Consider the following 22,048-nt stretch of genomic DNA (forward strand, 5'->3'; position numbering starts at 1 on the left):
TCAGAAAAAATGCTGAATCCCCAGCATCACATCATGAGTAATCACAAACCAATATTCGTGGGTATAGTTATAGGCCGCATAGAAATCGGTTGATTTGGTTGAATGGAACGTGATTCGATCTCCTGCTGTCCAACTGTTGGGGCCAATGAGATTAAGCGTATAGCTATAAAAACACAGATTATCCCATGAGCCGGAAAATTTTTTATTGAGAGCCCAGGTGACTTTGTGCGTGTGAACACGCATCGGCCCTGTCAGCGGTGTTTCCTGATCATAGTCATAATCAAATGTAAACAAATGATTGGCACCAAACAGAAAACTTAGCAGATGATATTCTGGAAACTGATAATGAAGATTTCCATGGGTTGCGTAAGTTCTGGAATATTCATAATCACCATTCAATTGATATTTGCGTAAACTGGCATCCAGTGTGATGGTAAAAAAGGGTGTGAATCGATAGTACCTTTCGATTTTAAGTTGATCTCTGGTGCCATCACCCAGAATGAATGAAAGAGAATCCCAGTAGGGTTTTCTATATTGTAGATGAACGCCCAGAAATCCCTTGAAGTCCCACCAGTAATAACTCGCACCGATTCCAGGCGTCCGTTGATTCATGAAAATGGAGGCAATTGCCTTGTTACCAGAATCATAATCATGTCTTAAATAAAAGTGCCCATAGTATTTGGGGCCTTGCCAGGTGGATAATCCCGCATCCAGACCTTGTTGGACAGTGCCGTCATAAACCAGTTCTTCCGCCAGTTCCATACCCAGGGTATTGTCCTGTTCAAGGCCATATTCGGTTTGCAAGTAATAAATATTTTCCGCTAGGTAAGTGCTGGTTTCCTTGAAGCGGATCTCAGCAAGAATCCATGGGCGGGCAGTTAATGATTCCTGAAATTCTTTAATACTCTGATTCCAGGGTGAGATGGATAATGCCTGATCCGCAAGAGCCTTGCTTTTCATAATCCTGCCAATGTTGTATTCGGCCTGGGCATAGCGCATGATGATATCAATATTATCAGATTTTTTTTTGTAAAGGTTCTCTATAAAATCAATATATTCTTCTTCATATCCTTCCTGCAGACGCAATTCGGATTCCAGTAGTTGGGCCAGTAATGTAAGTTCCTGATCAGGTTCATGCACTTGCCGAATCAAAATCAGGATAAAGCTGTTCTTTTCAACATGCTTCCAGTTGATCTGCTCAGGAAAACGAAGCAGGATGGAATCATAGCCCAACGAAAAATCTTCGATCCAGCCACTACTTTGCTGATAATAACTTTCAGGAATAGTCATGTGAACAGGTTCACGGAAACGTATCAATATTTCTTTGGTGGTAACATCCGCCTGGTAAGAAGCAACAGATTGCCAGGAAAACGCGATGATTCCCTTTGATGCCTGAAAATCAGATGTCATCTGAATTTCAACAGCAAACAGCATCCTTGAATTCAGGATAATTAACAGCAACAGAACGGTTCTTAATGGCTGGGAAGTCATTGTTTTTTGTTGGCTTCAATTTTTAAAAGAAGAGCTTGAGCTTCTTTATAACGACGGACACTGAGCAGCAAATTGGCTAAATCAGCCCGGAGTTGTCGATTATCTGGATTTTTTTCAGCCAGCTCTCTGTAAATATCGATGGCTTTATCTGTTTGTTTGTTTTTATGGTAAATTTGTGCGGCCATAATTTGCTGATCCATGGGTTTGGCTTTATTTTCGGACAGTTGCTGAAGAATCCTGTCAAAAAATTTGTTGGCTTCCCGATATTTACCTTTTTGCCACAGGAGATCCCCATAGGTATAAACAGCGTTCAGATCTTCGGCTTCAGGGGTAACACTGGCGGCCAGATATGTTTCAGCAAGGTCGTATTGACCTCGGGAATAATATATTTTGCCTAATTCAGTTTTTGCTGTTTGATGCTCAGGATTCATGGCGACAATTTTGGAAAACGCCGTTTCAGCAATGGCAGGATAATTGTGTTCCTGAGCCATTTTTGAAAGTTGTTCCAAGCGAACAGGGTTAATTTCATTGGATATTTCAAACGCAAGCATCTGTTTAAATTTTGATTTATTGCGTTGGTCTTTTAAGAGAGAAAGATAGTAATCTCTGAGGACTACAGAGTTCGGAGTGGATTTTTTTTCAATATATTTAAAAACAAGTTTGGTTTGTCCAATGTTTTGCAGGATTCTGAACCATTGAATCTTTTCCGCTTCGGGAGCTGATTCTGTGCGGTGCCGCAACCATGCGATTTGTTCAGCATCAGGTCTGGGACCCCACAAATATAACAATTGCTGCACATCCTGACTATCCGGTTTCTGATTTTGGCTCAACCGTAACAAAACTTTTTGTGCTGGACTCTTGCGGCCTTTGTCCAGAAGGAAATAGGCGATGTTCCGTTGATCTTCTTCGGGAAGTTCTGTTCTGGAGGTTAATTCACTCCACACATCAAGGGCTGCGGTTTTCTGGTCCATTTTTTCGAGAAAATCAATCAGTGAAAAACTCCATTCAACCGGGTGTGCGGCTGTTTGTTTGACGAGATACGGAGTGATAGCCTTGGGACTTTTTTGCAAATCTCTGGAAAAATAAATTAAAAACTCCTTAATGACTCCCCACTGAATCATTTGTTCAATCCACACGGCTCTTTCGCCCATGGAGGCACGATCTATCTGACTGATCAGCCAGTTCAGGGCATAAGGTTCAGGGTGGTTTCCCCAGAAATAGATCAATTGTTCCAGATCAGGTGATTTCGGACCTTTGCCTGCTGCCAGTTTCATCCAGATAATTTCAGCGTCTTTGGGATAGCCTGTTTTCTGAGCGAGATAGGCTAATGAGCGCTGATCCTCAACAGAAAGCTGTTTCTTTGTCATGAGTTGGCGTTGAATCAATATGGATTCTTCAGGCATTCCCATTTCTTGCAGAAGCTGAACATAATTGCTGTTCCACGCCACAGTTTTGACAAACGCAACCGTTCGTAACAGTGGTTTTATAGGCTCATTCTGAACCAGATAATCTTTAAATTCAGCGATGAAATGCTTACTAAGACCCGTTTGAATCAGGGTTTCGTACCACAGTAATTTTTGCTGTGGAGATGACGTGTTGATTCGCTGATGAATCCAGGCCTTCATGGTGTCGGGGGGTGTTTCAGCCCATAGATAAAAAAGTTGTTCCACATCAGGATGTTGAGCCTGCTGTTGTTGCGCCAGTTCCAGAAAAATCTGCTCAGCGGCTTTTTTATCGCCGATGTTGATCAAAAGAAAAGCAATATTTCGTTTTTCATCGTCCGTTAACTGTGGTCGTTGAACCTGATAATTCCATAATACACCCATTTCCTCCTGATATTTCAACTGCGATAAAAAGTCTGAATAACTATAAACCCAGTCCAACCGCTGATAACGGGATTGATGTCGCAACAACAGCAGTATGTCCGGACGCTCTGCGATCGTGGTTTCAAACAACCGGGGATGTTTACCAATTGTTCCCGTGCGTATCATGAGTTCAAGCCATAAAATCTTATATTCGAGGGAGGCCGATTCCAATTGATCCTTCAGCCATGTCACCGCATGTTCCGGGATGGTATCGCCCCATAGATACAGCAGATCTCGAGGGTATGGGGTTTCTGGTGATTGATGGGAACTTAAACGCATGAGTAAGATTTCCACATCCTGTTTGGCCCCAAGTTCAGAAAGCGCGTATATAATACCTGCCTGATCAGTGTCTGAAATATCCTGGCGGAGTGCCTGAATCTGCCATAATTTTCGGAGTTCATTTTTATCCGTTATTTGTGTCAGCAGTTCCGCATAGGAGAACACCCAATACAGAGGTTTTGTGGTGGAATGAAGCCGTAGGGAATTCCGCAGTTCGGGAGAATGATAGGCCAGATCTTCAAATAAAACTGTGAATTGAGAAACATGGTTGTTTTGTATGAGTTGATCAATCCATAAAGTTTGATCCTTGATTTTTGAGTTCCGAATGCGTTCCTCAATCCATTTTTTGCCCTGCGCTGATTGAGAAGATCCCCATAAATAAAGAAATTGAACCGTATCCGCATGTTTGGGACTTTTGTTTTGTGCCAGTGTCATAAACATGGTTTCAGCGGTGACGGGCTGTTTGTATTGAATCAGAAGGAATGCGACATTTCGTTGATCATTTTCATTGAGGTCTGTCCGGGTTGCCTGATCTTTCCAAAGTGCGACAATTTCGTCAGGATGTCCTGTCTGTTCCAATAGTTTGTAATAGCTATAGACCCAACCACTTGATTCTTTATGAGCTTTTTTACGTAGCAGTGTGAGGACTTGGGGATCTTGAGCAACCATTTCATTAAAAACATGGGTATATTGATTGATTAAACCTCCAGCAATCAGTTTTTCAATCCATTCGACTTTTTGGTTATTATCAGCCTGTTCAATCTGTTCTTTGATCCACTGTTGCTGTTCCGGCGTATGAGCAGGGCCCCAGATATACAACACCTGGTCAAGATCCCTGTTTTGCGGTCCACCGTTATATGCCAGTAAAATAAATATGGCTTCAGCGTCCTGAATCTGATTGTATTTCATGAACACAAAGGCAATTTCCCTACGGTCGTTTTTACTCAGATTGGGTGTTTGAAGCCGTTTTCGCCAGAAAGTAAGCAGTTCATCAGTATAATTTAGTTTTTCCAGAACATCGGTGTAAGAATAAGTCCACTTTTTAGGATTATTCGCCACCAGTTCTCTCAAGTGAGGCAGAACCTCTTCATACATTTTGTTTGCCAGCAGTGCGTCTACGAGATAATTACGTGTTTCCTGGCCGGGAAATTTTTCATATAAACGCCTGGAGATCTCAAGAGCCACCAAATAACGTTTATGCTCTATAGCCGCGAAATAAACATCGGTGAGCAGTGTTTGTGAGCGTTCACGAGGTTCGTTTAACCATATATGAATCTGTGAAGTTTGTCCCATGGCCAGAGAAAGAGTAGCCCATGCCTGATCCAGTTCATCACCTTGTGAGGAATTGCTTTCGCCTCGTTTGGCTCTCATGTCTTGCAGAAGTTTCAAACCAACCTTGCCCAGTCCAAGTCTTCTAAAAATTTCAGCGACATCTGTCAGACTGATCAACACCAGATGATCAAAGGATGTAATTTCGGAGGCCAGTTTCTGTGCCACCTGCGAATGTCCGGCGGATTGATAAAATTTGGCAAGGGTCAGACGTTGGCGGTCAGAAATGTCATTGTTATTATAAAGCCTGTCTGTTTTTTCCTGAGCATTCGGCGCTTGGGCTACTGTTGACAAAACGGCATCTACCACCAAACGCTCCTCTAAATATTCCTGATTCAGTTTGCCCAGAAATATTTTAGCAACACCAAGGGATTTGGTTTCTGCTAAAAAAGTCGCCATATCCAGCATGGTTTCAGATTCAATTTGATCCAGCATGGAAGAACGTTCCACAATTTGTTTCAATAAACCCGCGTCTTTGCGTTCAAGCACAATTTTAATCAATTCTTCCAGCAAATCGGGATCCTTAAGTTTATCCGCATTGAACAATCGGGTTAATCTGGCCAGCGCTTTATCCACTTGTCCCAGAGAAAGCTGGAGCGATACCAATTGGACGAGAAGGTGTAAATGATCATCGGCAACAGATTCAAAAGGCTCAATGAGCTTAAGCGCGTTAGGCGCCTCGCCTTTCGCCTGAAGTCTTTTTGAAAGACGGACAGCCTCATCCAGGTGGTCAGGCATCACAAATTTCCAGGCATAATCAAAGGCTTCCTGACGTTTGTCAGCGTCAATCAGCACACTGACAAGAAATTCCATTTCTTTGGCGTCAAGTTTTGAGGTGTGGAGGGTAAGAAGAATCTCAATGGGACCCAGGGCTTCCCTGAATTTATGTTGTACCGCATACAGGTACACCAGTTTCATGGTGTCATCCTTGGCTGGCGGAGGATACCTGGTGATCAATTCATGGAGCAGAATGGCTTGTTTGGGGTACCAACCCTGAAAATTGTAAATATCGGCCAGTTCGCGAATCACATTGGCGGTAGGCGCAAGCTTATAGATAATTTCCAGATTGCGGCGGTAATCATCGGGTCGTTGAGTGTATTGGTAAAAAGTGCCTATGCGGTATCGGGCATCAACATTCTGGGGATTTTTTTCAATGAATTTTTCCAAAACACGAATGGCTTTTTCGAGCTCACCATACTGAAGGTAAAGATCCGTTAGAGGCTTGACCACATCTTGCGACCAGTCTCCTTCCGCTAATTTTTTTTCATAAACTTCCAGCGCATTGGCGAAATTTTTGTCCTTTAACATCACTAACGCCAGTTCGGAATCCGCAGGCAGAATAAGCCAACTGACGAACACACCTGAAATAAACAACAAAATAACAGTGATGTAATATGCGCGGAGCATTAAAAACAGCCAACTGATTTATAGGGGAATAAGATCGAAACATCAGGGTGACTTTATTTGGATGGAAACAGAATCAATCGCGTCTAATGTGATTGAAAGATTTAAAATACCGTTATGATCCGAACGAGCCTCCTCTATTTCAGGAGGTGTTTTTTCTTCTTTAGTGATGGTCACTGTAAAGAGTGTATCCGGCGATACTTTCCAGGTCATGTCTCCCGTTCCAAATCCCTGAGCTGTAAATGAAAAATTCTGCATTATTCCTTGCAACCCCCATACCTGCCAGCGGCTTTGAATCAGATAAGGCACAGAGGCATCGGGTTCCCTGAAATAATCAGCATGGTATTTTACACCTATCACCGGATGTTCTATCTGACTGTCGAGAGCGACATACAGGCTTCCTTGATGATGCCGTTGTCCAATCACACCTCTGGATCTGGAAAAATCGACGGATTTGAAAGTGGCATGATCAAAGCGAATGGTTTGGAGTTGATGCCGATTTGCAATGCGCCAGCGATCGGTTCCATCCGGTATCAAACGCGTCGAATAAAAGCTTTGTGCTATTTCCGCGAACTGGTGGGTTGTCACGGGAACAACCTCACTGGATCGCGCAGTTTCCAGATTTTCAGTCAGAGCCAGAAGACTGGCCAGTTTTTCCCCTGAATACATATGATAATAAACATTAAATGGTTTTAACCGGAAAGGAGATTCGGTGTTGGCCAAAGTGTGTTTAAGGTAACGGTATCCATGAAAGCGACCACTCCATAAGTCGGTATAGGTATTTTCATTGCTGTTGGATGAATAGATTTGTCGTTCATTCCCAACAGGTCTGCCAATGGGGGCGACCCACGCATAAGAAGGATATTCACGATCCAGTCGGGTATCACCGCCATTGATATTGGAAAGGCCGGCCAAACGTGCGGCTCTGATGACTTCTTCGTAAGGTGTTGTGTTTCCTGACCATTGCATGATTTTTGTTTTTTTCCCCGGGGGCGCCAGTTCATTAAAATAATTTATGGCGCCTTTAATTTCCTGATCCAGATCGAATTTGCGCGATGCATAGGCCCTGGGAATTTTATAGGGGTCAATGGCAACAGCGGCTTCCCGGTCTTTATTGGTGAGGATATAATAAAATTGTCTTAAATAATTTTTGTCCCAACCTCGATCAGGATATCTCCGTAATAACGGTTGCTCCTTTTCATCAGGATTGTGTTCAAAAAAATCCCATTTAAGCATGTGACTGTAAGTATGGTTGCCTATTTCAATATGTTTCAGCAAAAATATTGCCTGCGCGATTTTTTCGCTTTCTTGAGATCCAGACCAGTTTGCGTCCAGTTCGGCTCCGATGGGGGCAACAGTGGTCGGAAGGTCTGAGTAAGGCAGGAGTATTTTTTCCAGAATCACCTGGGATGAAAGAATTTTTTTTTCTTTATATTCCTCTATTTCCGTCACGTTATTCCATCCATCGCCATCAATGTGACTGTAATAAATTCGTCTGCCTGACAACGTGTTGGTATCGGGTTTGGGCAAATCATCTGTAGCAAACGCTCGTCTGAAAAACTCAAAAGGGTTGAGATACCATTGGCGGATATCTACGTTGTCATCAAACAGGGTGTAAACCCCATAACCCCATGAGACATATCCGCCATTGGGATGGGTGGTCACCAGATGTGCTTCAGACTCGGGATTATTGTATTTTCGAATGATTAAATGGGATTGAGTCAATGGGGAGAAGGGAACCATCTGACTGTATTCTGGTTTTATTCCACCAGCCAGTGTGCGTTCAAAGTCATAAGTGTGTTTATTTTTATATATTATTTCAACGTTGTAGGTGAGATCTTCCCATTCTCCGGAATAACGTAGTCCTATTCGGTTCATTAACAGATTGATGGAACTGAGAGAAAGGGCTTGTCCCTTTTTCGTTTCAAAAAAGCCGGGATCTCCCAGAATTACCAGTTTTTTCCCGGCATCAATGGCACGAGAGGCCCAGGTAATGAACGCTTCAGGATCATCCATACGATCCCCCGCCCGTAACCATGAAAGAATCCCTCTAATGTTCGGATTGTTTTGGATGTCAGGTAATTTTTTCTCCTGAATGTCATGATACTCAACCATCAATCCCAGATGATTCAGCGGCATTTCAGCATAAACATGTGTGAACGAATGACGGAGAGCCTCATCGGATTCACTGTTGTAAAGCGCAATGATAATACGTGGAATTTCCCCGGATTGTTCTGCCGGCACTTTCATGGAAATTCCGCTTGGTTCAGTTGTTCCTGTCGATTGATAGTTCTGGCCATAGACGATCCCGTTATCCCAGACACTCCCTGACAGGAGACATGTCAGAAACATGAGTGAGCAGACTGTGATTTGAAATGATTTAAGGAGGTTCATCGTTGACTTATATGGAGTTGATTGTGGTTCAGTGTTTTTCAAAAACTTTCTATGGAGTTGTCTGTATTTTCACATGATCCAGTTGAAAATTACCCACATAAGGGATTACTCCTGATTTTTTTTCTTCCTCAACAATTTTCTCAATCATACTCAGATCATCAGGATTCCAATAATCCAGAGAATAAAGGCCAATATGTGGATTTGTTTTTTGTATTTCCCGCATTTTTTGAATTCGTATTTTGTACGACTGGTTGGGCTGAAGTTGGTAAGTTTTAGTTTTGGGATCATAAAATGAAAACAGGGATTCACCCACAATCATATCAGCATAGGGCGCAATGTCATGGATGAGATCGCAGGCACAATTAATCATGAGCATGGTGGAATAATGCATGCGAATTGCCTGGATCAGATGAACCGCACTCAGCGACAACCCCTTGTATTTGGGATTGTTCTGTTCAAATCCCATGATTTGCTCTAAAGAATCGAGCATTAAACCCGTGAAACGATCGTGTAGAATTTCTGGAATAATTTGTTCCAATATCAATTTGGGCCAAAAATCCTGCCTGATATCGACAAACCAGAATCCCGGCTTGTCAGAACTTGGGGCAATCAGAATGTTTGCGTCTTTGACTTGTTGAAAATCAGGATCTGATTCATGAATTTGTCCAAGACTGACCCGGGCGAGGATGGTTTTATCCCAGGCCAGCAATGCACGAAGCGCAATGTGATTTTTTCCATCCATGACCATCATGTCATAGTCACGAAAGGCTTCTGGAAGGATGTCAGCACCGTTATAAATGATCCAGGAATTGGGTTGCTCCGCATGAATGGAAAAAGCGGGCAGTATGATCAGAAAAATAAAAATAGAATGACGGATTGGCAAAAGCATACAATCTCAAAAAAATAATACAATAATTCAGAAAATCCGCTGATAAAGTCTTGGGAAATTATCACAGTAAGAATATACAGGTTTCAATTCACATGAAAAGATACATTCTATTGTAATCTACCAACATCACTGAAAGATCTCATGGCTGGAATTGGATTTGCTCTGCGAAAACTCACCCGACAGGATAATCTGATGGGGTCCGTACAGGCCTATCTGTATTCAGCGTTAATCACAACGGGTCCCTGGTTATTCACAATCATCGCGTTGACCAGTATTTTGTATGTTGCGGGGAAGTTTGTCACTATTGATGTGATCAATGATTTCCGGCGTATTCTTATCTATAACTTTGCTTTTTCTCTCATCACAACCGGGCCTTTGTATATGGTTGTGACCCGCTTTATGGCAGATTCACTTTATCGACGGGATGTGTCAGGCACACCGGGTCTCATGCTGGGTGCTCTGATCGTTTTGTATTTGTTTGAATTGCCATTGTCATGCGCGTTTTATCTGGGTTATGCCAACCTCGAATTTGGCACGGCACTGACCGGAATTTTGAATTATATGCTGATTAGTACCGTCTGGATGGTGATTGTGTTCATCTCGGCGTTGCATAATTATGTGCTGGTGACCGCGGCGTTCGGGGTGGGTATGTTTTCCGGGATTGTTGCCTCATTTTTTTTGGCACAGCGGTTTGGCTCTGCTGGAATTTTGAATAGTTTCAGTTTTGGACTGGCAGTCATTGTGGCGATTCTGATCAGCCGTATATTTGCTGAATATCCTTATCCTTTCATGAAACCCTTCGAATTTCTGAAATATTTCAAACCTTATTATCAACTGGCCTTAAACGGATTGTTTTATAATCTGGCGGCATGGATTGACAAAATTCTAATGTGGTTTGCACCTGAAGCAGATCGTCCTGGCAGTCTTCTGAATCTTTATCCAAATTATGACACGGCCATGTTTCTGGCATATATTTCAATTATTCCTGCCATGGCCATGTTTACTGTGACGGTAGAAACCAGTTTTTTTGAAAAATACATTCATTTTTTTCATGGAATTACAGATTATTCCACGCTGGCGCAGATAAGGGATAATCACAAGAACCTGTTGAATAATGTTCTGCGGAGTTCCAGAAATTTTCTGGTGTTGCAATTGAGTATCTGTGTGTTGGGTATTTTGACCGCACCCCGGATCTTCAGTGCGTTTAACATCAACTTCATGCAAATTGGTATTTTCAGATTCGGTATCATGGGCGCTTTTTTTCAAATCATGATTATGTTTCTCAGTGTGTTGGTACAATATTTTGATCAGAGAGCCATTGCACTGCGCATTCAGGTCACCTTTTTTTTAACCAATACCGTGTTTACATTGATCACTTTGAAACTGGGGTTCAAATACTATGGGGCCGGTTATTTTTATGCGACACTGTTCACGTTTATCATCACCAGTATCCATGTGATGGCATATACAGAAAAATTGATTTTTCATACTTTCGTCACCAACAATATTAAAGATTGATCATGTATGGAAGGGGAACGACATTCTCACCGGGTTCAACAGAAACTGCCATGTCTGATTGTCAATCGTCAAAATCTGCGTTATTGCGAAGGCAAAATAATTGATCTGTCCTCTACGGGCATGCTGCTGTCTGGAATGGACTCGCAATTTGCCGTGGTAGGGCATCCTTTGCAGGTAACATTCCTGTTTTTGAGTCTGGATGATGAGGAAGAAGAACTGTTTATCAATGCGAATGTGGTGCGGGTGATACCACAGAATGATGATGAGGCCCAACTTGGTGTTCAATTCAAGGATAATACGGAGCGTATGCGGAAAATGCTGGAAGTATGGTTGACCCTCAAATTTGAACAGGATTGGCGCAAGGAAATACATTACATGTTCAAGTAACAAACAAAAGCATCTTGTGCCCAGTGCCTGTTATTTGCTATAAATCAAAAAAATGGACGTCTTTAAGACAACCATCTGTCGTTCAACACCGGAAACCGGCATTTTTTCCCTTTCACTGATATCAATCCAAAGGAAGACCATGAGTGGCGATCAAGCAACAAAACTGTCCAGTGTGCTATTGGACCAGATGAAACACAGCCTGGACCTGTCGATGGAGGTTTCTCAGACAGAATTACAGGAAATTGAAGAGGCTACTGATATTATTCAGCGCCACCAGAAAGAATGGGCGGCATTGCGTGAAGATATTGGCACTCGTCGTCAGGAATTGAAAAAAGATATCCAGATTATGGAAAATCTGCTTCAGGTGAAACGTGAAGAATTGAATCAGCTCAGGATTGAATATGAAAAACGCCGGACTCGTCTCGAAGAAAAGCAGATTGAAGAATTGAAACATATGGAAGACCGGCAGCAAGCAAAACGTAATGAGGAAGATGCCCAGATGTCGAATACCCTGAGCAAGATGCTGGACGATATTGAAAAAAAGCGGGATGAGCGCAGTGTTCAAAAAGAAATTAAGAATAAACGTGAAGAAATGGAGCGCAAACTTCAGGAAGAAATGGAACGGTTGCGTCAGGAAAAACTGGCACAACTGGAACAGCAGTTACGCCAGGAAGAAAACCGTTTGACCGAAGAAGCGCATAGAGAAATCAAAACGGAATCCCTGCTGAGTGTTCCAACGTCTGTTCCTGAAGGGTTGGCTGAGGCCGAGGAGGAAGTGCCCGAAGCGCCTGCCAAAGTTGTCATACCTCCGGCACCTGTCACAGAAAAAATTGAGACCGTTGCAGAGCCTGTTCCAGTAGTTCCTGTGGTACCAAAAGAAGCTGTGCCTCCGGTCGTTTCTGCGGAAGCAGTGGACGAAGAAGGTGAAGAAGGTGAACTGAATTGTAGCCTGGACGATGATATTTTCACACTATACATTGATGAAGGAACTCTGGATGCGGGATCTTACAGTGTGGTCGGAACACTCCGGGATTTTTTCCAGGAAAATCCGGTGAAGGAATTTCATATTGATCTGGAATCTATAGAATCGTTAACCAGTCGGGTGATTGAACTGGTATTAAAGTTGGTGAGCACATTCAGGCATTCTAATTCAATTTCCATCAAAAATGCGTTGGAGCATTTTCTGTCAACGTTTCAGATGTTGGGATTGGATAAAAATGTAACAATCCACACCATTCCATCGTCTGCTTCAGAAAAGACGACAAAGTCTGAAGAGCAGGATGAAAACGACTGGGATGTTTGATGATCAAAAACCCTTGAATATATTTTTCAGTTCTTCCTGAATGGATTCAAGGGTTTGTTCAGGCTCTTCCGTTGTTTCACGAACCGGCTGGCTTTGTTGTTTAGGCGGGGGAGGCGGTGTCGGTATGGAGATTGGTTTCTGAGGTTTGGGTGGTTCGGCTTTAACTTCCTGTTTGATTTCCGGTTTTACAGGTGGAACCGGTGCTTCAACTTTAGCTGGAGCTACAGGTTCTGGCTGCTCAGCTTTGATATTGATTTTAGGAACAAACGATCCCCCCTGACCAGAAAGATGTTTCAGTCCCTCTTCGACACCCGGAAACTGGCGGCATAATTTGCTGATTCCCACCATGGTAATTACCTTGCCCAGCATGTCATTCACACCTGTGATCACAAAAGGACTTTCCGGTTTTCCAAATTCCCGCATGAGTAGAAAAATAAAACCAATGGTCATGCTGGGAAGAAAATTAATTTTTTCCATGTCCAGGATGTAGCCACGGATCGGGTAGTTCGCAAACAATTCTTTCAGTTTATCAATAAAGACACCAGTATCCACGGAAACTTTATCTTCCATGAAGTGAAAAACACATATTTCCTGTTCTATTTCACAACTGATTTCATTGAGCATAGCTTTGGCTTCGGAAAAAGATTTTGTTGACACGTTGCAAATTTATCCTGAGAAAAATAATAAAATTTTATTCCAAAATAATGAAATATCTTTATGCAGGTTCATATCTGTGCAGGATCCAAACTACAAGAAAATAAAATAAAATGCTCAATCATCTTGAACTCTGATTATGAATCTATACATTAGCCCACCCTCTCAATGAGCGGTTCTATTTTGTTCAGATAAAGATCCAACCTTTTTTCTATCCTTTTTCCCATAAAAAGTCTGTGAATATTCAAAAATTATCCAATCAAGCCCAACAAATTGTTGAAGAAGAAATTAAATTGCTGGCATTGGTTCGGCAGGGACTTCTGGCTCAATCTGTGCCAGAACAGACCTCCGGCGTTTATAATGATATCATAGAATTAAGGAATTCGATCAATGAAGCCCGCACGGAAGACATGCCAACCATTATCGCGGATATGGAGCGCTTGATCCTGCTAACCCAGCAACAGGAAAAATTAAACACAGTTCAACTGATTAACTCTCAATCTCCGTATTTCGGACATATCAAAATCCGGGAAAAATCAAGAATCCGCAATTTGCTGATCGGGGAACAAAACTGCTTTTCATCCCATTTGCCCTGTCCGGTTGTGGATTGGAAGAGTGCGCCAATCAGCATTTTGTATTATCGTTATCGGGAAGAGGATGACTATTATGAAGAAATCGGGGATCGCCTCATGGAAGGTGTCATGCTGGCGCGACGGACTCTGTTGTTTCGTAATGGTGAGTTGAGACGTATCACTTCAAAAGATTATGATCTCATTTGTGATGATGCCGGCGAATGGAACGAAATCCAGGAGCAACACGCAGTTTTGCATGGCGGTAGCGGAACGGCCATTAGAGCAGTCTCTGCTGTTAAAAAATCCCAAAAAATCAGTGTTGATCGTCATTTGCACCAGATCACCGCATTGCTCGACCCGCATCAATATGACATCATCACTCAACCCAAAGACGGTGTGATTCTGATTCAGGGAGGTGCCGGTTCAGGAAAAACTACAGTCGCATTGCATCGGTTGGCATATCTGTTGGCACAATACCCCCAGTCGTTTTTTCCGGAACATGTGATGTGCATGGTGTTCAATACCGCAATTGCCAATTATATTTCGACATTTTTTCCAGCCCTTGGAATTCAGGGGATTAAAACCTGGACATACCAGCACTGGGCCTCTTCGTTCAGAAAACGATTTTTTCAGGAATTGCCCCATGTCTATTCTCAAAATACACCAGTGAATGTGATTGTCTTCAAGAAGCATCCGTTTTTAATTCATTGGTTCAAGGAACTGATTCAACGCAGAGAATCAGGCTTTTTAGAGGATGTGCGTGAGAATCTTTCCAAATTCCAGGAAACGGAACAGGCCTTTCAATTGTGGGCACGGGTTGATAAAGAACCCTTGATTGATAAAGTGTTGTATCTCAAAGCCTGGCTGGAGAAGAAATCCAGATTTTCAGACATTCCGCCATGCGAAAATTATGTATTTCAAAAGCGGATGCTGTCAATGTTGGACAATTGGTTTCCCGGAACAGAATCACCCGTTCAGTTGGTCGTTCAACTTTGGGAAGATGCCTTTATCCATAAAGATACTTTGCAGGAAGCCTGTCAACGCTGGATTCCCGGAGTTTTTTCAGATCAGCAGTTGACTGAAATTGTGATGTGGGCGGTGAGAAACTATCAGAAACGACAGGCCTCGAAAGGCGATGTCAATCTGGATCCGGATGCGGTGGATTTAAGGTTGTTTGTGGATGACGAGCCGGCATGTCTGGATGATGAAGACGACACTTTGCTCCTGTTTCTGTACTTGCTCATTATGGGACCTTTTCGGGGTAAACAACAGAAAAGAATCATGTTTCACCATTTACTGGTGGATGAAGTTCAGGACTTTAGCCCGATGGAATTGCAGGTTCTGGTGTCAATGACTCCGGATCAGCAAAAAAGTATCACCTTTGCGGGAGACATGGATCAACAGGTCGCAACCGGTTCTGCCTGGAGTAACTGGGATGAACTGTTCAAATATGTGGATTTGCAGGTGAAGCAGTTGACACCGCTGAAAATTGGTTATCGTTCGACCCATGAAATCATGAATGTGGCAAGAGAGGTGATTGGACCTTACAGTGTCAATGAGGAATGGCAGGCTTATCGGCATGGGGAACCAGTATCGCTGTTTTCATTTCAAACCACAGGGCATCTGATCGGCTGGCTTTGTGAAACATTGTTTGATCTCATGATACGGGAACCTGGAGCCAGTGTTGCGGTGCTGACACGGAATCCTGATTATGCGGACAAGATCTTCATGGGATTGCAAATGGCCGATATTCCTCATTTACGACGCATTGTAGATCAGGAATTTACGTTCACACCCGGAATTGAAGTGACGGATATCAAACAGGTGAAAGGACTGGAGTTTGATTATGTGTTGCTGGTGGATGCTGACTCAGGTACTTACGGAATTGACGTGAAATCAAGAAATTTTATGTATGTTGGCGCGACACGGGCCGCACACCAGTTATGGTTGGCCCATATTGGCAAACCAGCCCCCCTTCTTCCCCTGAAGATTCTTTCCCAATAACAGGAGTTTTATGAATGTCTATGTTGTGATACTGACTTACAAGGTCCCTGTGGATAAAATCATGCCTCATGTGCCTGCGCATCGGGAACACCTGGATGCTTGGTTTGATACCAACAGCATTCTGTTTTCAGGCATGCAGCTTTCGAAAACAGGTGGCGCGATTATCGTGCGTGCGGAATCAGAAGAGGCCATCCAGCCCTTGATTGAACAAGACCCTTTCTATCTTCATGATGTGGCGGATTATCAGATCATAGGGGTGGATGTCCGTCGTCAGCAACCGGTGATTGACGACTGGATCCAGGGACGGTGATCCTGCTTTCACTACCAGGTTGATTCTTCAATGTCACAAGCAAAAACTCATTGGGATCAGGCGCAGCATCTTCTTTCTCAAAACCTGTTCAATCATGCGATACTCAGCTTGCGTGAAGCCATTGCTCTGGAGGGATCCTACCTTGAGCGGGCAATGGGATTGATGGCGTCATTCACTCAAAGCAATCAGCCCGAAAAAGCGATTGCTACAGGTCTGGCTGTTTTGGGGAAAACTCCGGAAAATACGGAGCTGATGAATCAGGTTGGTAATCAGTATCGGCAGTTGGGAATGTATTCAAAGGCTGTCAAAATGTATAGAAATGTTCTCAAGCTCAACCCCAGACATCAATATGCACGGTACAATCTGGCGGCATGTACCTTCAACATCAAAGCCGCTGACGAAAACCTGCTGGCACAGACGACACCGCTGTTGAAACTGCGGTGTTTTCGTAAAATCGGATATCAGCAGGCCTATGATGAACTGGTTCCCGCGTTTTATGAGGAACCTGTTCTGGAAACCGATGCCGATCTCAAAAAAAATGAGGGACATCCTGAGGATGCCCAGGATATTGAATTATGGTTGAATGATTTTGAGCAAAGAGCAAAAGCGGAACCGGAAAACTGGAAAAATCAGTTTGATCTGGCTGTGTTGTATGATGTGGGAAGATTTGGGAAACTGGCAATCAAATATTACAAAAATGCTCTGTTGTTAAAACCTGATTTGCCGGAAATTTCAAATAATCTGGCTGTTGCCATGGCGTCCTATACAGAAAATCTGGCTGAGGCTAAAGCCCTGTTATTAACATTGTTGAAAAATCATCGAACCTACCGGCCAGCCGTGCTGAATCTGGCTATTGTGTATCGTCGCCTGAAGCAACCCTTCGCATCGTTGAAGTATCTGGTCTATCTGGGAGACTTGTTACAGAAATCCAGAGGGCAATTTGATTTCAACCATGTCAGAAAAAATGCGGACGATCTGTATCAAACGGCACAGTATGTGATGGCATTGCCCTTGTATCAGGTGTTGATCGAAGAAGAAAACAAGCCTGAATGGCATTATCGCCTGGGGTTGATTTATTATAAACAGAAACAAACTGAAAAAGGGATCAGATGCTGGCTGAAAACGCTGGAACTTCAACCTGATCATCCTCATGCCCGAAATCAGTTGGAACAACATGTCTATCGACTGGAGCAAGAGGCACAAATTTTGATGGATGATCATTTCATGCAGGATGCCGTGCTTCTTCTGAAAAAAGCGACTGACTGTTATCCGCTTGCCAGCACCTGGGAACTTTTGGCAGAAGCCTACGAGGCTTTGGGTGAGGAACAAAACGCGGATGAATGTGCCAGAATATTTCAGAAAATGACAGAAATCTCATAACAGCTATTGCATTTTTCCTGCTGAAAATGAAATATATTATAAAATGTTCAATGCTTGCTCCGCTATCATATTTCTGAGTGTTTATGATCAACTCTGATAAAACCCGCGATCAACGAAAAGAGCCTCGCCATATTTATCGACATCGTTTGTCAATCACGATGCATCGACATTTTACGCGTGGTGAAGTGGTCGATTGGTCAAGGCATGGATTGCAAGCCTTTATAATTATCTCGACAGACATCAATCTGCACAATGCACGTATCCGATTTCATGTAGAAAAATATAAAGGATTGCAGGGAACTCCGGAATTATGGAGTCGTGAGGGAACGGTGAGGTGGTCTGAATCACAGGATGACGGCTGGAATATTGGCATTCAACTGGATCAACCCATTGATGATCTGCCGATGGATGATATTGAAAATTTTATCACTGAAGAAGATTTCTGCTATTTGTTTTTTCTCTCTGAAACAGATGATACAGGGTATTTTATCTTCTGAGATTTAGCTCTTTCCTTTATTTTTTTCCTTTCATGAAAATCGTTATTGCGGATTCAGGTTTTGGAGGGTTATCTGTTTGCGCGCCTGTAGTTGAAGAATTGGTGCGCCAAAACAGCCTGGCCGATGTGATATACATCAACATGGCTCCTCCTGCAACAGGTGGCTTTAACACAATCAGTGATCATGAGCGGAAGGTGGTTTTTTTCAACAATGCCTTATGCTGGATGCATAAACGCTATGATCCGGATTATGTCTTTATTGCTTGTAATACCCTGTCGGTTCTTTTACCAGAGACTCCCTGGGCAAAAAAGTATGCCACTAAAATAGAGGGCATTGTCTCTGTAGGGAGTGATTTCTTAATTCAGGCACTGACCGGAGATCCTGATCGGGAAGTCATTCTGCTGGCAACTCCCACCACAGTTTCTGCTCAGATTTACCCTTCACGAATCAGGAATGCCGGCTTTCAGCAGAAAATTCACAGCCAGCCCTGTCCTGAGCTTGCGACAACCATTTCCAATGACTCTGAAGGCAAGAAGATCTCTGCGATGATTCATCAGTTTGCGCAAGAAGTGCTTGGAAATATGGACAAATCTACACGGTTGATCATCTTTTTGGGATGCACTCATTATGGCTATCGTGAAGGTCTGTTTGAACAGGTATTTCACGAGTTGGGCTATCCGCATGTTTCCATCATGAATCCCAACCCTGTGGCGGTGCAGTCGATACTTTCCAGAGTATCCAGACTTGCTTCCTGTTCAGGAAGTGTGACTGTGGCTTTTGTCACAGGTTATGCTCCGCCTGAGAATGAAATCCGGACGATTTCAGGATATTTAGCCGGGGTTTCCGGGAAAACCGTGGAAGCTCTGAAAAATTATCAGTTGAATGGTGATATTTTTCATGATCAGGAGGAGTGTGATTCAGGGGTACCAAAACTTGACTCTGAGTCAGCTTAGTCATAGAGCATGAACTTTCTGGTAGGAACAATAGACGTTGGAATGTTGAATATGACTCGATGGATCCTTTTACTCATCTTGGTGACACTGTCTAATCCGGGTTATGCTTACAGCCCCACCTGGCAGGATATGGTGTCATGGTTGAAAGTGGAAAATCAGATTACACGGGCTGTTATGAAGACAACCGTGCAGGTGTTTGATCCCTTTGGAAAGGCGGTTGATGAGAAAGGACAACATCTTGATGTTGAAATGGAATCTCGTGGCTTCAAGCAAACAATTTACTGGAAAATGGACACACATCTGGCCGTTGAAACGTATAGCAAGGACGATGTCTTACTTCATTTCTATTATGAAGAAGAAGGCAATTCCATTGACATTCCTCTAAGTCAGGATCGTATTTTTACAAAAGAAGATGTTTTTCCGCATTATTTACGTTTTTTAAGCAACAGTCCATTTGTCTGGGGGTACGGACTGAGTGAGATGAACATCACTTCTCGGGATATTCAGATGTATCGCTCGCAGGATAATGATGTTTTTTATCGTATCGGTGATCCGGATCTCGAATATTTTGTATTGATTGACAAGGACCACTGGCGTCTCCATTCTATTAATAGCAGCATCAGGTCATTCAGAAAAACTTCGGATAAACTTCGCATTGAGTTTAAATCATTCACACAGAGTCGTAGTTTTACTTATCCCGGTGTTACAGAATATTTTGTGAATGACCGGCTTTTCAAAAGAGTCACATTGGTTGATTTTGAAAAAACATATAAATTGCCCCTTGCACAGTTTTATCAAAAAATTTCAAATGCCCCCCTTCTCTCTGGCAATCCTGTTAACATTGATTACTCCCGCTAATTTTATATGAAATTTCTATTATACCCTCTGGTTTGGCTGTTTTGGATAGCTGTCGCCTACAGTGAGACACAGGTGATTGATTATGTTCGTATTATCGTGAACAGTCAGATCCTGACCAATAGCGAGGTTGAAGACAGCCTGAAACCTTTGAGAGAGCAGGTTCAACAGGCAATTCCGGAAGGTCCAGAACGTGACCGTCAAATGCTGGAAATGGAAAAAACTGTTGTTGAGAATCTGGTCAACAAACTTTTATTGCTGGATAGAGCCAGAGAATTGAAACTGGATGTTGCTGAAAAAGATATTGAAGAACAGATGGACCGATTGCTTGAACGCAATCCCCAATTGTTGTCACAGTATAATGAATATGAACTGAAGGAACAGATCTCCAGAGATATTAAGCAACAAAGGGTCATCGGCCATGAAGTTGAATCAAAAATTCATGTGGATGACAGTGAAATTGCATTGATGTGCAAATCAAAAAACAAAGAGTCCAAGGAGTTGGGAATTGCTCAGATTTTATTAAGAAAATCAATGGAAGAAGCAAAATTGATTGAACAGAAGGTACAGGCCGCGCTGATGGAAGGTGTTCCGTTTGACACCTTGGTGAGTCAGTATTCTGATGACCCTGGCGCTAAAAAAAATGGTGGGAAACTGGGAGTGTTCAAGAAAGGTCAATTATTGAAAGAAATTGATGATGCCGCATTCATTCTGCATAAGGGCGAGCTGGGCGCATTGGTTCAATCCTCTTTCGGGTTTCACTTGATTTATATTTATGACGAAATTGTGAAAGACGGTCCGTCCTGTGACGATCTGAGCGAAGATGTGAGGCAACGGTATACGAATATGTTGTTCAATGAAAAACGAGACCAGATTTTACAACAGTATTTGGGACAGCTTCGTTCCAAGGCGAGAGTTGTTATAAAAGATAAACGATGAACCACGACTTTCGGTGTGATCACAATCCTGTTCATGTGATATTGGGATAAGCTTCCAGTCCCATGTCATTCCACTGATTGGCTTCAAAACGATATGCTCCCAGACATGCGACCATTGCCGCATTGTCAGTACAAAGCGATGGTGGGGGATAGTGAAGTGTAATATTTTCCTGCTGTGCACGCTGTTCAAAACATGTTCTTAATTTTTTACTCGCCGCCAATCCTCCCGATACAGACAAACTCTTAACCTGATAGTCCTTGACAGCCTTGAACGTTTTATGCAGGAGAACATCAGTCACACTTTGAAAAAAGGAAGATAAAACATGTTCTTTATGCTGGATTGCGTCCGGGTGATCTTTTAGGAAATACAACATGGCTGTTTTTAAGCCGCTGAAAGAAAAATTATAATCTGGCTTATGGATCAGCGGACGGGGAAAGTCATAATCCGCAGACGTAAAATTCATGGCACAGGCATCTACAAAAGGTCCTCCCGGCATCGGTTGTCCAAACATTTTAGCAACTTTGTCCACGCATTCACCCGCGGCGTCATCCTGGCTTCGTCCAATGATTTCATAGTCAAAATGATTCCGGGCATACATCAACAGGGTGTGTCCTCCAGCGACAACCAGGTGAATGATCGGAAATTCAGGCGTGTTTTCTGACAAGAAATTGGCATAGGGATGAGCTTCCACATGATTGACTCCAATGAGTGGAATCCTGAGTGAATACGCCATGGCTTTGGCCGCAATCACACCAATCAACAGGGATCCAAGCAGTCCTGGCAAATTTGACACAGTGATATAATTCAGATCCTTGAATTCAAGTTTGGCCTGTACCATGGCATCTTCAATCAGAGGATGAATGACTTCGAGATGTTTTCGGGATGCTCGTTCGGGAACAACGCCTCCAAAGCGTTCATGTTCTTTGTATTGAGACAAGGTTACATTTGCCAGTATCTGCCGCTTGTCTTTCAAAATGGCAATCGACGTGTCATCAAAGGTGGTATCAATTCCTAAACCGATCATG

General features: G+C 42.9%; 16 protein-coding genes. 10 read left to right on the forward strand and 6 right to left on the reverse strand.

All coding sequences use genetic code 11. The features are described from left to right. The 4 genes from HQM11_02085 to HQM11_02100 are packed head-to-tail and all read right to left on the reverse strand — an operon-like array spanning position 1 to position 9,651. Complete coding sequence (locus tag HQM11_02085; GenBank protein ID MBF0349786.1) at positions 1-1,491, reverse strand: hypothetical protein; 1,491 nt, start codon at positions 1,489-1,491, stop codon at positions 1-3. Next, positions 1,488-6,371, reverse strand: a complete 4,884-nt coding sequence (locus HQM11_02090; protein ID MBF0349787.1) for a tetratricopeptide repeat protein — start codon at positions 6,369-6,371, stop codon at positions 1,488-1,490. The genes HQM11_02085 and HQM11_02090 overlap by 4 nt, the downstream gene beginning before the upstream one ends. A gap of 42 nt (positions 6,372-6,413) precedes the next feature. Next, entirely contained in the window at positions 6,414-8,762 is a 2,349-nt protein-coding gene (locus tag HQM11_02095) for a hypothetical protein (protein MBF0349788.1), read from the reverse strand. A gap of 49 nt (positions 8,763-8,811) precedes the next feature. Beyond that, entirely contained in the window at positions 8,812-9,651 is an 840-nt protein-coding gene (locus HQM11_02100) for an endo alpha-1,4 polygalactosaminidase (GenBank protein MBF0349789.1), read from the reverse strand. Positions 9,652-9,792: 141 nt separating this feature from the next. Between HQM11_02100 and pelG the strand changes: the two genes are divergently transcribed. The 3 genes from pelG (at position 9,793) to HQM11_02115 (ending at position 12,859) form a co-directional block, all read left to right on the forward strand. Next, the gene (gene pelG, locus HQM11_02105; GenBank protein MBF0349790.1) at positions 9,793-11,169 is read left to right on the forward strand and encodes an exopolysaccharide Pel transporter PelG; all 1,377 of its coding nucleotides are present in this window, start codon (positions 9,793-9,795) and stop codon (positions 11,167-11,169) included. A 6-nt stretch (positions 11,170-11,175) separates the two neighbouring features. Next, positions 11,176-11,556 (forward strand): PilZ domain-containing protein, encoded by a 381-nt coding sequence (locus HQM11_02110; protein MBF0349791.1) that lies wholly within the window; start codon positions 11,176-11,178, stop codon positions 11,554-11,556. A gap of 139 nt (positions 11,557-11,695) precedes the next feature. Then, positions 11,696-12,859 (forward strand): hypothetical protein, encoded by a 1,164-nt coding sequence (locus HQM11_02115; GenBank protein ID MBF0349792.1) that lies wholly within the window; start codon positions 11,696-11,698, stop codon positions 12,857-12,859. A gap of 3 nt (positions 12,860-12,862) precedes the next feature. Here the strand turns inward: HQM11_02115 and HQM11_02120 are convergent, their stop codons facing one another. Further along, complete coding sequence (locus tag HQM11_02120; protein ID MBF0349793.1) at positions 12,863-13,516, reverse strand: hypothetical protein; 654 nt, start codon at positions 13,514-13,516, stop codon at positions 12,863-12,865. 233 nt (positions 13,517-13,749) lie between these two features. Here HQM11_02120 and HQM11_02125 point away from each other — a divergent pair, with 233 nt between their 5' ends. From HQM11_02125 to HQM11_02155, 7 genes are all read left to right on the forward strand, one after another. Beyond that, entirely contained in the window at positions 13,750-16,089 is a 2,340-nt protein-coding gene (locus HQM11_02125) for an AAA family ATPase (protein MBF0349794.1), read from the forward strand. Positions 16,090-16,099: 10 nt separating this feature from the next. Beyond that, complete coding sequence (locus HQM11_02130) at positions 16,100-16,399, forward strand: GTP cyclohydrolase (GenBank protein MBF0349795.1); 300 nt, start codon at positions 16,100-16,102, stop codon at positions 16,397-16,399. 30 nt (positions 16,400-16,429) lie between these two features. Then, positions 16,430-17,779, forward strand: coding sequence for a tetratricopeptide repeat protein (locus HQM11_02135; protein MBF0349796.1), 1,350 nt, complete (start codon positions 16,430-16,432; stop codon positions 17,777-17,779). Between the two features lie 83 nt (positions 17,780-17,862). Then, entirely contained in the window at positions 17,863-18,276 is a 414-nt protein-coding gene (locus HQM11_02140) for a PilZ domain-containing protein (protein MBF0349797.1), read from the forward strand. A 101-nt stretch (positions 18,277-18,377) separates the two neighbouring features. Continuing rightward, positions 18,378-19,229, forward strand: coding sequence for an aspartate/glutamate racemase family protein (locus HQM11_02145; GenBank protein MBF0349798.1), 852 nt, complete (start codon positions 18,378-18,380; stop codon positions 19,227-19,229). Positions 19,230-19,280: 51 nt separating this feature from the next. Further along, positions 19,281-20,087, forward strand: coding sequence for a hypothetical protein (locus HQM11_02150; protein ID MBF0349799.1), 807 nt, complete (start codon positions 19,281-19,283; stop codon positions 20,085-20,087). 6 nt (positions 20,088-20,093) lie between these two features. After that, positions 20,094-21,023 (forward strand): peptidylprolyl isomerase, encoded by a 930-nt coding sequence (locus tag HQM11_02155; GenBank protein MBF0349800.1) that lies wholly within the window; start codon positions 20,094-20,096, stop codon positions 21,021-21,023. A 31-nt stretch (positions 21,024-21,054) separates the two neighbouring features. Here HQM11_02155 and tsaD read toward each other — a convergent pair whose 3' ends face one another. Next, positions 21,055-22,047 (reverse strand): tRNA (adenosine(37)-N6)-threonylcarbamoyltransferase complex transferase subunit TsaD, encoded by a 993-nt coding sequence (gene tsaD / locus HQM11_02160; GenBank protein ID MBF0349801.1) that lies wholly within the window; start codon positions 22,045-22,047, stop codon positions 21,055-21,057. Position 22,048 lies beyond the last annotated feature (1 nt).

Source organism: SAR324 cluster bacterium, assembly GCA_015232315.1.
In the GTDB taxonomy this organism is placed as follows: domain Bacteria; phylum SAR324; class SAR324; order SAR324; family NAC60-12; genus JADFZZ01.

Bases quoted from the DNA above. Each gene is read 5' to 3' on its own strand.
- HQM11_02085 (MBF0349786.1), bottom strand. From the start codon at position 1,491: ATGACTTCCCAGCCATTAAGAACCGTTCTGTTGCTGTTAATTATCCTG.
- HQM11_02090 (MBF0349787.1), bottom strand. From the start codon at position 6,371: ATGCTCCGCGCATATTACATCACTGTTATTTTGTTGTTTATTTCAGGT.
- HQM11_02095 (MBF0349788.1), bottom strand. From the start codon at position 8,762: ATGAACCTCCTTAAATCATTTCAAATCACAGTCTGCTCACTCATGTTT.
- HQM11_02100 (MBF0349789.1), bottom strand. From the start codon at position 9,651: ATGCTTTTGCCAATCCGTCATTCTATTTTTATTTTTCTGATCATACTG.
- pelG (MBF0349790.1), top strand. From the start codon at position 9,793: ATGGCTGGAATTGGATTTGCTCTGCGAAAACTCACCCGACAGGATAAT.
- HQM11_02110 (MBF0349791.1), top strand. From the start codon at position 11,176: ATGGAAGGGGAACGACATTCTCACCGGGTTCAACAGAAACTGCCATGT.
- HQM11_02115 (MBF0349792.1), top strand. From the start codon at position 11,696: ATGAGTGGCGATCAAGCAACAAAACTGTCCAGTGTGCTATTGGACCAG.
- HQM11_02130 (MBF0349795.1), top strand. From the start codon at position 16,100: ATGAATGTCTATGTTGTGATACTGACTTACAAGGTCCCTGTGGATAAA.
- HQM11_02135 (MBF0349796.1), top strand. From the start codon at position 16,430: ATGTCACAAGCAAAAACTCATTGGGATCAGGCGCAGCATCTTCTTTCT.
- HQM11_02140 (MBF0349797.1), top strand. From the start codon at position 17,863: ATGATCAACTCTGATAAAACCCGCGATCAACGAAAAGAGCCTCGCCAT.
- HQM11_02150 (MBF0349799.1), top strand. From the start codon at position 19,281: ATGACTCGATGGATCCTTTTACTCATCTTGGTGACACTGTCTAATCCG.
- HQM11_02155 (MBF0349800.1), top strand. From the start codon at position 20,094: ATGAAATTTCTATTATACCCTCTGGTTTGGCTGTTTTGGATAGCTGTC.
- tsaD (MBF0349801.1), bottom strand. From the start codon at position 22,047: ATGATCGGTTTAGGAATTGATACCACCTTTGATGACACGTCGATTGCC.